Annotated in this window: 10 protein-coding genes; 7 read left to right on the top strand and 3 right to left on the bottom strand. The window is 55.1% G+C overall.

Annotated elements, in window-relative coordinates:
* Positions 1-164 precede the first annotated feature (164 nt).
* From JYG33_RS09680 to JYG33_RS18725, 4 genes are all read left to right on the top strand, one after another.
* Complete coding sequence (locus tag JYG33_RS09680; RefSeq protein WP_207871972.1) at positions 165-911, top strand: GntR family transcriptional regulator; 747 nt, start codon at positions 165-167, stop codon at positions 909-911.
* A 179-nt stretch (positions 912-1,090) separates the two neighbouring features.
* Positions 1,091-1,984: an MBL fold metallo-hydrolase gene (locus tag JYG33_RS09675; protein WP_222668726.1), complete on the top strand. Its 894-nt coding sequence runs from the start codon at positions 1,091-1,093 to the stop codon at positions 1,982-1,984.
* 21 nt (positions 1,985-2,005) lie between these two features.
* Positions 2,006-2,980: a tripartite tricarboxylate transporter substrate binding protein gene (locus JYG33_RS09670; RefSeq protein WP_207871969.1), complete on the top strand. Its 975-nt coding sequence runs from the start codon at positions 2,006-2,008 to the stop codon at positions 2,978-2,980.
* 628 nt (positions 2,981-3,608) lie between these two features.
* Positions 3,609-3,734 (top strand): hypothetical protein, encoded by a 126-nt coding sequence (locus JYG33_RS18725; protein ID WP_279382235.1) that lies wholly within the window; start codon positions 3,609-3,611, stop codon positions 3,732-3,734.
* Between the two features lie 484 nt (positions 3,735-4,218).
* Here the strand turns inward: JYG33_RS18725 and JYG33_RS09665 are convergent, their stop codons facing one another.
* Together JYG33_RS09665 and JYG33_RS09660 are read right to left on the bottom strand one after the other, a co-directional pair.
* On the bottom strand, positions 4,219-5,190 hold the full coding sequence (locus tag JYG33_RS09665; RefSeq protein ID WP_207871966.1) for a tripartite tricarboxylate transporter substrate binding protein: 972 nt from the start codon (positions 5,188-5,190) through the stop codon (positions 4,219-4,221).
* Positions 5,191-5,227: 37 nt separating this feature from the next.
* Positions 5,228-6,817: a sulfatase-like hydrolase/transferase gene (locus JYG33_RS09660; RefSeq protein ID WP_207871962.1), complete on the bottom strand. Its 1,590-nt coding sequence runs from the start codon at positions 6,815-6,817 to the stop codon at positions 5,228-5,230.
* Between the two features lie 106 nt (positions 6,818-6,923).
* Between JYG33_RS09660 and JYG33_RS09655 the strand changes: the two genes are divergently transcribed.
* Both JYG33_RS09655 and JYG33_RS09650 read left to right on the top strand, forming a co-directional pair.
* Positions 6,924-7,838 carry a LysR family transcriptional regulator gene (locus JYG33_RS09655; protein ID WP_207871959.1) on the top strand — a complete coding sequence of 305 codons (915 nt, stop codon included), beginning with the start codon at positions 6,924-6,926 and terminating at the stop codon, positions 7,836-7,838.
* 115 nt (positions 7,839-7,953) lie between these two features.
* Positions 7,954-9,066 (top strand): GGDEF domain-containing protein, encoded by a 1,113-nt coding sequence (locus JYG33_RS09650; RefSeq protein ID WP_207871956.1) that lies wholly within the window; start codon positions 7,954-7,956, stop codon positions 9,064-9,066.
* Between the two features lie 73 nt (positions 9,067-9,139).
* Here the strand turns inward: JYG33_RS09650 and JYG33_RS09645 are convergent, their stop codons facing one another.
* Positions 9,140-11,572 (bottom strand): penicillin acylase family protein, encoded by a 2,433-nt coding sequence (locus tag JYG33_RS09645; protein ID WP_243430137.1) that lies wholly within the window; start codon positions 11,570-11,572, stop codon positions 9,140-9,142.
* A 475-nt stretch (positions 11,573-12,047) separates the two neighbouring features.
* On the opposite strand from JYG33_RS09645, the gene JYG33_RS09640 reads away from it, so the two are divergent.
* Positions 12,048-13,265 carry an ABC transporter substrate-binding protein gene (locus JYG33_RS09640; protein WP_207871953.1) on the top strand — a complete coding sequence of 406 codons (1,218 nt, stop codon included), beginning with the start codon at positions 12,048-12,050 and terminating at the stop codon, positions 13,263-13,265.
* Positions 13,266-13,285: the final 20 nt, after the last annotated feature.

Genomic DNA, 13,285 nt, shown 5'->3' with positions numbered 1-13,285 from the left:
GATTGGGATAATGTATCCGATCCGTTTAATTTTCGTTTACCAACTTTTGCAAAAATAAACGCCTTGCTTGTTCAAGATTAAACCTTTTTGGGATATCTCCGGCTTATCCCGTCGCAGGCTATGATGTGGGCTTGTCACTTTCTTGTGCTTAGACGCCTCTTCGTATGGCTGATCCCACACGTTCTTCGCTGCGCAAACAGTCCAAATTGCCCCTGTCGCTCAAGGTGAAATATACCTTGCGAGCGCGCCTGGAGCGTGGCGAATGGCCAGTGGGAACGCGTATTCCCACCTTGGAAGAGCTGATGCAGGAATACGGCGTCTCGCGTGCAACTGTGCGGGCCGCGCTGGACGAACTGGAAAATGAAGGCCTGATTGAACGCACGCGTGGCAAAGGAACCTTTGTTATTGGTGATGTAGCCCAGGATCATTGGCTGATGCTACCCACCAACTGGGACGCTCTGATCGAACATTTGACGCGTCTGGATTCGGTCATGGTGGAGCTGGGCCAGGGGACGGGGGCCTTGCCCATAGAGATTACGGGCCAGTCCTTGCCGGATGATTACTGGTGGACCAGTCGCATCAATTACGCGGATGGGGTGGCTTACAGCCTGAACACGGTCTATGTGCTGAACACCCTGGCGCAGACTCTGCAGCCTGAATTAAGTCAGCAGCCTGTATTGCTGGTGCTGAATCGTTTGGCTCGTGAGCAGATTCACACCATACGTCAAACACTGACGGTACGAGTGGCGGATGCGGATTTGGCTCGCCATCTGAACATGGACATAGGCATGCCTGTTGTACGGGTAATTCGCCTGATTCTGAACCGTGCTGATCAACTGGTGTATGCGGCGCAGGTCTTTTATCCCGCCAAATACTTGAGCATTCAGACAGAACTCTCCCCCGGCTTTTAAGCTCGCCATCCCAGGCGCCATGCGCCTTTACGACACTTCTAGGTAAAAACACCAAGTTATCGGTCTGGAAGACGAGGTGTACACTTTTTTCATAAAGTCCTAAAAATAGAACTTTATGACTTTATCGAAGAGGCACTGTTCTGGTGCCGGATGTTTTTATCTGCTTGAAGGAGCTTTACGTGAAGATAACCATGCTTGGCACCGGCGCTGCGTTGCCTGATCCGGACCGTGCCCAGTCGTCCATTTTGGTGACGCTGGATAACGGCAAGAATTACCTGTTTGATTGCGGCGAAGGGTCCACGCGTCAGATGGTGAAGGCCAATATCAATCCGGCTGATGTGCCTTGGGTGTTTCTAAGTCACCTGCACTATGACCACGTCTGCGGTTTGCCGTTTTTTGTCTTGTCTAGCTGGGTTTTCAACCGCGAAGGCAGGCTGAAGGTTTTTGGTCCCAAGGGGACTCAGGACTTTGTGGATCACTCTTTCGAGAACGGCGCTTTCCGTGTGGATATTCAGGCCCGTGCCGCGTATCCGGCCCGTAAAAAGAATATCGAAGCCGTACGCCCCGAGGTGTTCGAGGTGGAGCCTGGTCTGATGTACGAGGATGAGGACGTCAAAATCTACATTGATGTGGTGGATCACATTCCGACGGAAATTACGGATTGTTTTGGTATTCGTATGGAGGCCGAGGGCAAAGTGGTGGCTTTCAGTGGCGATACGGCTCCGTGTGAATCCATGATCCGCTTGGCTCAGGATGCGGATTTGCTGATTCACGAGTGCACTTTCCCTGAGTCTTTCTTGAAACACCGTGCGGAATCGGGGGTGGGCACTTTTGCTCATACCAGTCCTTTGCAGTTGGGTGAAATCGCCCGCCGAGCCAATGTGAAGAGTTTAGTGGCCACCCACTTTGGGCATTACGATTCCACCAGCCCGGTGATTAAACGTGCGGCGGGTAATCATTTGCCGGTTGATTTGATGGGGCCTGAACGCCTGGACGAAGTGGCTCGAGATATTCGCAAGAGCTACAAGGGCGACTTGCGTTTGGCAACGGACTTGATGCGCATAGACCTGTAAAAGGCGCGCGGGGGAGACAAGATGCAAGTACTCAAAAAAACAGTGGTGGGTCTGATGGCTGCGCTTTGCCTGGGAGGGGCGGGATCGGCCTGGGCGGACTACCCTGATCATCCGGTGAAGGTTGTGATTCCTTATCCACCGGGAGCTGCCGGGGACATTATTTTCCGTATTTTGCAGCCTGAGCTGTCCCGTGAATTGGGGCAGACGGTGATTACAGATTACAAGACCGGGGCGGGTGGCAATATCGGCACGCAAATGGTGGCGCGCTCCAAGCCAGATGGCTACACCTTGCTGTTTTCAGCGACCAATAATTTTGTGATCAATCAGTTCCTGTACAAGAACATGGGCTATGACCCGGCCAAGGATCTGTATGTCATCAACAAGGTCGCAGATGCGGCGGCCCTGGTTTATGTGAATGGGCAGTTGCCGGTCAACACGATGGCTGAGTTTCGGGATTATGTTCAGCAGCGCAAGGGGCAGGTGAACTACGGGACGCCGGGGGCGGGGACGACGCCAGAGTTATCGGCGTGGAAGCTGTCCGAGGCTCTGGAAGGCGACATGCTGGGTATTCATTACCGGGGGTCGGCGCCGGGGATTCAGGCTTTGTTGAGCAATGAAGTGCAGATGTTTGTCAGCAGCTATGGTTTGGGGGCGGCCTTTTTGCCAGAAGGTCGTTTGAAGGCGTTGGCGGTGGCTTTGCCGGAGCGTTTCCCGGCCTTTCCGGATGTCCCCACGATGGAGGAGCTGGGCTACAAGGATGTGGTCATCAGCAACTGGTGGGCTTTGGCAGTTCCTGCCGGGACGGATGCGGAGATTGTGGCCAAGATTGAAGGGGCTTTGGAGAAAGTTCTGGCTGATCAGGAGATTCGCAAGAAGTTACTGGATCAGGGGTATTTGCTGTCCAAGGTGTCTGCCGAGGAGTTTCGGAAAGGGCTGCCTGCGGAGGCGGATTACTGGCATGACATTGTGACTCGGGCGGGGATCAGCCTGGATTAAGGCTGGTTTCTGGTTCTGCTGTTGCTGTTGGTTCACAAGGGCGTCATTACCTTGATGAGCTAAAAGGCGGCGGCATGGCAGAACTTAGGTGACTGGGGCGGTGGGCGGTGCAGCGGCTTTCTTCTGGTCGTGCTGTTTGGGCTATGCGGGGGAGCGAGAGGGTTTTCTTGTGGGGCCCGTGTCCGGCTTGTCTTGGCGGGCCCCTTGCCCACGCTGCGCGTGGGTTCCCTTGTCAGTGTGACGGGGCGGGCGGGTCGTGAACTCGGAGCGCGATTTGTCCCCCGGACAAACCGCAAGCGTGCTCCTCAAACAGCACGACCCTTGCATCCCGCCCCGTCACACTGCCCGCGGCAAGAGTCCTGACTCGCCCGACAAGCCGGACACGGGCCCCACAAGAAAACAAGCCACATCGTGTACATAGCCCAAACAGCACTGGAGAGGAGAAAAGGTTTGGATTTGTTGAACGGTGATTTCGTGTTTTTTGGGATGCTTCAGGCAGGCCTTGAGCTTGGTTTGAATACGTGAGTGATAGGCGAGGTGATTGGAGTTGAAGAAAATGTGGGTAGGGGTTAAGTAGCTTTTTTTATGATGCCAGAGGGGGCTTTAAGGTTTTTGGGCGCTACTCTTTTTGGCTTTGGCTTTGGCTTTGGCTTTGGCTTTTGTTGTTGTTGTTGTTGTTGTTGTTGTTGTTGTTGTTGTTGTTGTTGTTGTTGTTGTTGTTGTTGTTGTCGGTAGTCACTTCTGGCGCCCTTGATCTCGCACTATAAACAGGACGTGAAAACAGTAAACCTCATACCGCACATGAGCCATGTAGTTGACTCTTAAAAAGAAGGAAACAGAGTAGTGTGAGTCTGCCGGTTGGTGCAGGTGTAGCAGTGGTCGGGCGGATCAGAGTACTTGCCGCGGTCAGGAGATCGCGTAGGGGTGCAAGCATCCTGCTGTTTGAGCGGGGCGCTTGTGGTTCGTCCGGGGGACGAACCACCCCGCGAGTTCAGGATGCGCCCGTAGCTATCTCCTGACAAGGGCACCGGTGCGCAGCACCGGCAAGTGCTCAGCCCGACCACTGCTACACCTGCACTAACCGGCTCTCTGCTCCTGCTCCCTTCTTTTTACGAGCTGCCTCGCCATCAAGCATTGAGCCTCCCCGAAGCAACTCCACGAAGAAAGCCTGCCTTCAGCAACACCTACGCAGCCCCAAAAAAAACGGCCCCTGAAACCAGGGGCTGTAATTCCAACAATTACTGATCAGAGCGAATATTGTTATCCCGCACAATCTGCTCCCAGCGAGCACTACGCTGCTGCACCCATTGGGCTGGAGAAACCTTGGACGAATCGTAGGCTTGAATATCCAGCATCCGCAAAGTCTCGGCGGTGGAAGGGCGCTTCACGATATCGCTCAGCAAATCATTCCAAGCCTTGATCTTCTCTGGAGGCGAACCCTTGGTGGTGAACACCAGGTACGAGAAGCTTTCGTCAAAGTTTTCCAGACCCGGCAACTTCGCTTCGGCCAAAGTAGGGACCTCAGGCAGCAAAGGATTGCGCTTGCCGCCAGACGTCGCCAAGGGAGTCAGCAAACCTTCCTTGATCGGACCCAAAACACCGGCAATCGTCAGAAAGCCGCTGTCCAGACGCTCGCCATACATATCATTGACCACAGCGCTATTGCTGCGATACGGAATGTGATCCAGCTTGATGCCGCTATCTTGCGTCAGGGCCGACATCATCAAATGCCCAGGTGAACCCATACCGGCGGAGCCGTAATTCATGGGCTTGGCACGTGCACGATCCAGAAACTCGGCAGGTGTGGTGATGCCGGTTTTGCTGGGAACCACCAGAACCTGGTCAAACGTCCCCAGTAAGGACACCAGCTCCAGGGACTCGCCAATCTTGAATTTGCTGTTGACGTAAATATGCGGATTGGCGGTGGCAACCGTATCCAGCGTCAACAGCAAGGTATTGCCGTCCGGCTTGGCGCGGCCCACCGCTTCAGCAGCAATTGTCCCTGCTGCACCGGCGCGGTTCTCTACCACAATCGTCTGGCCGGTAGTTTCAGTGGCCTCGCGGGCCAACATACGACCCAGGACATCCAGCGGGCCGCCTGCCACGGAACTGACCACAATCGTGGCCACCTCGGCACTCTGGACTGGCGTAGCCAAAGGTAAGATCAGCGCACAAATGCTTACTTTGCGCAGCAAGGAAAGGGTGGGCATAGATGTCTCCAGATTAGGGTAGTTAAAAGTATTCAGCTCACGCTATCGCCAGAGGCAGAGGACTGGTTTCACTGTGAGCCATCATGGTATCGATCAATTGACACAAAAGCGTTGTTTTTAACGCCTGTGCATCCGGTTCGTCCCATAAATTATGTCGCTCCAGCGGATCAGCTTGCAGATCGTAAAGCTCACCAATCTGACCACCTTCATACAAGCTCAGACGATGCTGCTGCGTGACCAGCGAACGCAGCTTGGTGCGGATAGGTGTATTGAACAGCTTGCGCTGGTTTTCTTCCTCAATCAGTACACCCTTGCGCCAATCCACAGGCTCGTTCTGCATGACGTTCAGCAAGGAGCGGCCTTGAATGCCGTTGTAGGGCAACTGCCCCGCACGCTGCAAAACCGTAGGCGCGACGTCAATGGTAGAACAGACCGCCGGGCTTGTACCTTGCGCTTTCGCATCCTGGGGGTCAAACCAGATAAAGGGGCTGCGAATAATGCTCTGGTAATGCACAGGCCCTTTCAGCATCAACTGATGATCGCCCATGAAGTCGCCATGGTCGCTCATGAATATGACGATGGTGTTTTCGGCCTGGCCCGTGTGCTCTAGATGGTCCAGAATGCGCCCGATCTCGGCATCAATATGCGTAATAGAGCCGTAGTTCAAGGCAATTGCCTCGCGGGCTTCGCGCTCGGAGCAGGCAAACAGCGTCGGTGTGTGCTTGATGGCTTTGCCTTCATCACGCAACTGATGCAGCAATTGCAGATGGGCGGGCAGGGGATGCGGGCCCAGGTGGAAGGAGTCGGGCAGGCTGACCTCTTCAGGTTTGTACATGTCCCAGTACTGGCCGTGCGGGGTGAAGGGGTGATGCGGGTCCGGGAAGGAGCACTGAATAAAGAAAGGCTGTTGCTCCTGGGCATATTTGTCCAGCACTGCGCGTGTGCGCTCACCAATCCAGGCCGTGGTGCTGTACTCTTCTGGCACACGGGTGCGCCAGGCTTGGCCAATCCGGCTTAATTCGTAGTCTGGCGTCGGGATGGCGTTTTCAGGGCCGGACAAGGCGGCGATCTCGGGGTGTTCGTCCTGCAACCAGCGACCATAATCGCCCCAGACCTGATCGCCGTGATCAATGGCCAGGTCTACATGCTCGTAGCCGTAGAAAGGCAGTTGCACGCCGTGATCTGCGCGATCTCGCCACCATTGGCCGCATTCCTGACCGTAGTCATTGGTCGGCAAGGGCGGACGGGCTTCGCCTTGGGTGGGAGGATCATCCGGGCGTGGATACAGCGGTGGAGTATCCGTAATGTTTTGCAAGTGTGCTTTGCCCACCAGGGCCGTACTCCAGCCCGCCTGACGCAGGACATCCACAAAGGTGCTGGAGTCCAGCGGCAGGGGCACCCCGTTGTGACGGGCGCCGTGTACCGATGGCATGCGGCCTGTCATCAAGGAGGCGCGATTGGGCATGCAGATGGGGGTGGCGACGTAAAATCGATCAGCACTCCAACCGCGAGCCGCTAAAGCATCCAGATTGGGCGTTTTTACTTCTTTATTGCCATAACAAGCTAAATGGTCAGCGCGGAGCTGATCCGCAATAATCAATAAAAAATTGGGTACTGATTGAGACATGAAGTGCCTATTTTGTAGCTTTGGGTATCCCCATTATGGAAGCAGTAGCCATAATGTTAAATTGAATAACTTGCAGGTATATATACCTCTTTCATATAGGTAAGTCATGAGCTGGAGTGAACGCATTCGCTTAAAGCATCTGCAGGTTTTAATTCGTTTGTGCGAACAGAAAAGCATGAGCGATGTGGCCCGGCAGTCCAATATGACTCAGCCAGCCTTGTCAAAATGGCTCAAGGACTTTGAAGACAATATAGGCATGCCTTTATTCGAGCGCCATGCTCGCGGTATTGAGCCTTTGCCAGCCGCCTTGGCGCTGGTGGCTCAGGCCCAAGGGGTGCTCAATCGTCTGGACCGCATGAATGCGACGCTGGAGCAATACCGGCAAGGTTTTCGTCAGCAATTTACTCTGGGTATTTCGCCTATGGTGGCTGCGGTTTATTTACCGCAGTTGCTGGTGTATTTGCATGAGCGTGATCCGCAATGCCATATCCGTATTCAGGAAGGGACGCTGGATATTCTGAGCCGCAATCTGGAGCAGGGTGAGCTGGATCTGGTCATTGGCCGTGTGGACGAAGCAGGCCGTAATCCGGCAATGGCCTATTTGCCGCTGGGCATGGTGCCTTTGGGCGTGGCGGCATGCCGCAAGCATCCTTTGGCACAGCAAGATGAAGTTACCTGGGAACAGACACTGGATTACCCCTGGATTCTGCCACCACGAAACAGCCCGATGCGGCGCAGTTTTGAATTGAGCCTGGATGCCAAGGGTTTGCCGTATCCCACCTGTGCGATTGAGTCCGCCTACGCACATACGAATGCCCGTGTTGCCGTAGATAGCCACTTTTTAGTGCCGATGACGCGCAGCATGGTGCCGGTTTACCCGGAGTTATGTATTTTGGAATTGGACTGGAGCGACCCGCGCTTGCACGGTCAGCTTGGTCTGTTGTGGCGCCCGCAAGATTCGGGCGAACCGATGTTGGAAGAGGTAATTAGCTGGATGAGCAAACAAGCTCAAGCAACGTGATTGTAATTCAGGGTCAGTGCCTGCTGACCCTGAAAGAATTGACAGCTTGTTTTTCAAACTCATGTAACTAAAAATTGCCGATATGTTACTTTGTTTCTTCTAAGCGAATTGATTGATGGGAACAGTTCTGGAAGGCTGGAAAAACTTGCAAGCGATCAGTATTAGCTCGGTGCGCGACACGCTGAGCGGGAAATATCATTCACGCGACTTCATACATGCCCGAATGGAGTATTTGCGTAGTCGCGTCATCCTGGTTGGTTTGCTGTTTGCCTTGCTCACCCCCCTTTGGACTTTGATGGATTGGCTGGTCTTGCCCAGTTGGCCCGCCCACTTGATGGCGGTGCGTGTCTTAAGTCTGGGTGGTCTGATCTTGTGTGTGTGGCTGGCTTTTAATGGCCATCAGCGCATTACCCGCATTTATGTTTTAAGTGGCCTGGTCTTTATTTTGCCAGCCTCTTTTTATGCGTATATGTTGCTGACCCTGGCGGGGGCTGGGCATTACGTGGTGCTGGGTTATGGCTTTATTCCTTTCTTGTTGGTGGCAACCTTAAGCATTTTCCCCTTTACCTTGCTGGAATCCGCTTTGGTGGGGGGCGCCTTGATTGCCCTGCAGGTACTGGCCAGTGTCAGTTCGGGAACCTGGCTAAGCATGAAAGGCTTGCAGGATCTTTGGCTCTTGAGCGCCTTGCTGGTGGTGGCTTTGACGGCCAATTATTTCCACTTGGGGCTTTTGCTGCGTTTGTACCGACAAGCCACGCACGATACCTTGACGGGTTTGTTGAACCGGGGTGCCTTAAGCCGTCAACTGGGGCAGGGGGCGGCGCAGGAGAGCTTGCACGTTCTGATGGTGGATCTGGATCACTTCAAGCAGATCAACGATACCCACGGCCATTCGGTGGGGGATGAGGTCCTGATGCGCACCGCCTCTTTATTCAGGGCGCACCTGGGACCGGATGATCTGGCCGCGCGCTATGGTGGCGAGGAGTTTGTCCTGATTCTGGCAGGCCGCAAGGATGAGCAGGCCTTGAGTTTTGCCCGCTTGCTCTTGCAACAGGTTCAGGCGCAGACGTTTTATAACCATGATCGAGAGTCTTTCCAGATTACGGCCAGCATGGGCCTGGCCTTGTGTCAGCCCGGCCAGCTTATTGAGGATGTGTTGATGCAGGCGGACCAGCGTTTGTATCAAGCCAAACGTGCCGGTCGTAATCAGGTGGTGGCACAGGATTGAGCCTTGCTGGCAGATCAAAAAGAAACGGGGCCTGGAGCGCTAAACGCTTCAGGCCCCGTTTTCTACTGGTGGCTTAGTAGCGCAGGGTCTTGCTGTCCTGGCTGGCCTTGTCTATGTCCTGAGCGCTAATGGCTTCGCTCTTGCATTTGAAAGCAGCAAACATCTCAAGCTGATCCGAGTGATGCGGGTCTGCTTCGCCTTTGGGGTTGATGAAACCGCTTTGCCCCGGCGCCATGACCGAGCACATGCGCACGCCTGTCGGGTCCAGCACGTACTGGAATCGGGCGCTGCCGGTGTTCAGATAGGGCAGGATGCGGCGTTCGTGTGCCGGGTCGGACCACGGCACGCCAATCGCATTGCGCGCTGCAAACAACATGGAGACGGCGGGGGCACGCCATTGCTGCGCTTGCGCACCCTGCGATTTTTGCAGCGATGCCGCAGCCTGCTCCAGTGCATCCAGCACCAGTTCCTGGGCAGGGCGTCCTTGCAGGAAATCAATTGTCTGCGGCACGCCCGCAGCCGGTCCCTGGATAGCGTTCCAGATCAGTTTGGCAGCGGCAGCAGGCTGGGCGCTGCGTGGGTCATCCACGGCGGGGTACAGGCTCTGCGTGTAGTTGTTGTAGACGCTGTCGGGCAGACGGCCTTTCAGAAACATCGGTACGGCTGCTTGCATCCAGGCCTGCATGACGGCGGGTGCACTGCCTTCGTAGTGTTTGCTATCGCTGGCTACTTGCAGCTTGTAGTCCCAACCTTTTAGCTGCTCGGCAGCCTGACGGGCCAAGGCGCTGGCGCGTGGCAGCTTGGCAGCTTCCTGGATGATGGGGGCGAAGTAACGCGCATTCAGGTCGGAACGTGCGCCCAGGGAATCAATACCCCAGATCTCCTGGTCGCTGAGGCGTTGCTTGGCTTGCAGCGGTGCCAGCAGTTCCTGCACACGGTCCACATACGAGAAGTTGGAGTTGTCGGCCAGCAAAGCGCCAAAGGCCTTGTTGTTCCAGCTAGCGATATAGCCTTGCTGCGGGTTCAGCACTTTTGGGTTGTGATCAAAGCTCAGGAAGCCTTGCCATTCCATGCTGCCATCGCCGCTTGCGGGGAACTGGATGGCCTGGCTGGTAGGGCGCTGTGGCAAGAGGCCCAGGGCTGCGGCACCGATATTGTTTTTGGTATCGGCATAGAACCAGGTAATGGACGCGCTGACGCGTGCGGCCTGGGCCATGAATTGATCCCAGTTCTTGGCCTTGGCTGCATGTGCCCAGCCCAGCAGCGTTTCAATTTCTCGGCCTTCCCAGGTACGGCGGTTGGCGTAGGCGGTGTTGTTCTTCTTGTCCCAACTGCTGACATAGCCTTGAGCCGCGTGGTACACGTCCAGCATCACATCGTCCTGGCCGCGCACTTTGATGCGTACCTGCTTATGCTCCATGGGGCGCCAGGCATTGTTGTACCAGTAGCTGTGCGGGTCGCCTTCTTTCAGGCGCAGTTGGTACACATCATTGGTGTCCAGCGAGCCCACCGTGGAGCCCCAGGCAATCTGGCCATTGGTGCCGAACAAAATAGCGGGCAGGGCAACGGCGGTGCTGCCGGTCAGGTCATAGCCTGCACCGTGCAGGCCGACGCTATAGGTAATGGATGGTGTGTACCAGCCTTGTTGCGGGCCGTTGTACAGAACGGCGTGGCCGTGAGTCGTCTTTTCGGGGCCCAGCAACCAGGCATTGCTGGCGGTAGGCGTGCCTGCGGCGACGGTTGGGCCAAGGGCGATGGATTGCTTATGCAAATAGTCCTGCGCGGCTTGCGAGGACAGGGCCTGCAAATGCGTAGGCAAGTCGGCCAGCGCGGTCTTGGCGTCAGCCTGTGGAATGATGGTGGGGGCGGTGGGGTCGTTCAGCCAGCGCAATTGCTTGTAGAGCTGTTCGCCTCGTTCTGCGCCCTGGTCTGCCTTCAAGGTTTCCAGCAGATTCAGGTTGGCCACTTCCGCTGTACCGGCAAAGAAGCGGTTCAGAATCAGGCCCACCCAGACCATGGCAATATCTTCGGGCTGCCACTCAGAAGGCTCAAAACCTTTGTCCAGAAACTCCTTGGGCATCAGGGTATCGCGCTGCGCTTTCACCTCGCGCACGCGCTGGGTAAAGCCAGCGGCATAGCCCTCAAACATGGCCCGGTCTTCTTTGGACAGTGCGGCCAATTGCTTGCGGATGGAGTCCGGGTCGATATTGTTGTGGGTGACTTTATCCAGCTCCAGGAAATCCGCTCCCAGAACCTCGGCAACCGTTCCCCAGCCAGAGCGCTTGGCAATTTCCATCTGGTACAGACGATCTGTAGCGACGGCATAGGCGTAGCCATAAAACAGGCCATAGGTGCTGTCAGCATAGATATGCGGCGTGCCATAGCTGTCGCGCTTGATGGTGACGCTGCGCTCACTTACGGGGGCGCTGGCACAGGCGGCCAGCAAGACGCTGGTGGTCAACACGCTAAGGGTCAGTCGGGATGGGAAGCGACGGGGGAAAGTCAAAATCTGGTCTCCTCAAGAGTAGCCGTGGGGGGCTACCGTTTTTTTATCTCTTGAGAATATAACGTCAAAGTTCTTTAGGTTTTGATATTTCCAGGTGAAACCTTCTAGAGGATTTCCCCAGTACAAAAGCGGCTTGCCGGATATGATGGAGCAGTTTATGAAATCCATGATTCGGCGCGTGCAGGAACCAGGCGGGGTGGTAGCGTTTTAATCTTTGGGCTTATTAAGTGTAGTCACTGTATATCTGTGCTTTCTCTCTTTCCAGGCTATCAACTTTTTCTGCTCATTTTTTCTTGATCTCCTTGCTTTAATGGCTTTCTGTGTGGCTTGTTGTGCTTTATGTTTAAAGTGTTCAAGGGTATATCCCTAGGTCTTGGCCGATTTACTCGCAAAAATACCATGTGTACACTTTAAATCACTAAAACAAGACAAGTCGCTGAGTCGTGTTTCGCGTCACAAGCCCACGGAGAAGACAATGAATAAGACATTTGCAGGGGTAGCACTGGCTGGAACAATGATGTTGCAAACCTTGGGGGCCACCGCTGCCGCCGAGGGGGTGATCAAGATTGGGGAACTCAACAGCTATAAATCCCAACCGGCCTTTTTGGGGCCGTACCGGAACGGGATGGAACTGGCCGTAGAGCAAATCAACCAGGCCGGGGGAATTCACGGCAAGCAATTGCAGTTGATCATCAAGGATGACAACTCCAATCCCGGCGATGCGGTACGCGCTGCCGAGGAATTGATCTCGCGTGACAAAGTGGATGTCCTGACCGGGACCTTCTTGTCCAATATCGGTCTGGCCATTACCGACTTCGTCAAACACAAAAAAGTATTCTTTCTGGCCAGCGAGCCTTTGACCGACAAGATTGTCTGGGCCGATGGCAATCGCTACACCTTCCGTCTGCGCAACTCCACCTATATGCAGGTGGCCATGCTGGTGCCCGAAGCCGTCAAGCTGAACAAGAAGCGCTGGGCAATTGTGTACCCCAACTACGAGTATGGTCAGTCGGCCGTCGCCACTTTCAAGACCTTGATGAAAGAAGCTCAGCCCGATATCGAGTTCGTGGCTGAACAGGCCACGCCGCTGGGCAAGGTCGATGCTGGTGCTGTGGTGCAGGCTTTGTCCGAAGCCAAACCTGATGCCGTCTTCAACGTGCTGTTCGCCTCTGATCTGGCCCGTCTGGTTCGTGCCGGTAACCAGCGCCAATTCTTCGGCCCTGCCATGCCGGTTGTCAGCATGTTGACGGGGGAACCGGAGTATCTGGACCCCTTGGGTGAAGAAACACCAGAAGGCTGGATTGTCACCGGCTACCCTTGGTACGCCATTGACACGCCCGAGCATAATGCCTTCCTGAAAGCCTATCAGGACAAGTACAAAGAGCATCCACGCCTGGGTACGATTATTGGCTACAGCACCATTGTGTCGATTGCCGCTGGTATTGAAAAAGCCGGTTCTACCGACACGGAAGCCATGATCAAAGCGTTCCGTGGTCTGGATGTGGTCACGCCGTTTGGCCCCATCACTTACCGCACGCAAGATCAGCAATCCACGCAGGGGGCCTATGTGGGTGTGCTGGCCAAGCAGGACGGCAAGGGCATCATGACCAATATCCGTTATGCCGATGGCAAAGATGTACAGCCTACGGATGAGCAAGTCAGCCAGTGGCGTCCTGCCGCGGCCAATCAATAATTCCAAGAACGCAGTATTTC

It is taken from the genome of Alcaligenes sp. SORT26, assembly GCF_017377875.1.
GTDB classification, from domain to species: domain Bacteria; phylum Pseudomonadota; class Gammaproteobacteria; order Burkholderiales; family Burkholderiaceae_B; genus Alcaligenes; species Alcaligenes parafaecalis.
This window is presented reverse-complemented; position numbering and strand designations above follow the sequence as displayed.

Coding starts and splice junctions, on each gene's coding strand:
- JYG33_RS09680 (WP_207871972.1), top strand. CDS start 165: ATGGCTGATCCCACACGTTCTTCGCTGCGCAAACAGTCCAAATTGCCC.
- JYG33_RS09670 (WP_207871969.1), top strand. CDS start 2,006: ATGCAAGTACTCAAAAAAACAGTGGTGGGTCTGATGGCTGCGCTTTGC.
- JYG33_RS09665 (WP_207871966.1), bottom strand. CDS start 5,190: ATGCCCACCCTTTCCTTGCTGCGCAAAGTAAGCATTTGTGCGCTGATC.
- JYG33_RS09660 (WP_207871962.1), bottom strand. CDS start 6,817: ATGTCTCAATCAGTACCCAATTTTTTATTGATTATTGCGGATCAGCTC.
- JYG33_RS09655 (WP_207871959.1), top strand. CDS start 6,924: ATGAGCTGGAGTGAACGCATTCGCTTAAAGCATCTGCAGGTTTTAATT.
- JYG33_RS09650 (WP_207871956.1), top strand. CDS start 7,954: ATGGGAACAGTTCTGGAAGGCTGGAAAAACTTGCAAGCGATCAGTATT.
- JYG33_RS09640 (WP_207871953.1), top strand. CDS start 12,048: ATGAATAAGACATTTGCAGGGGTAGCACTGGCTGGAACAATGATGTTG.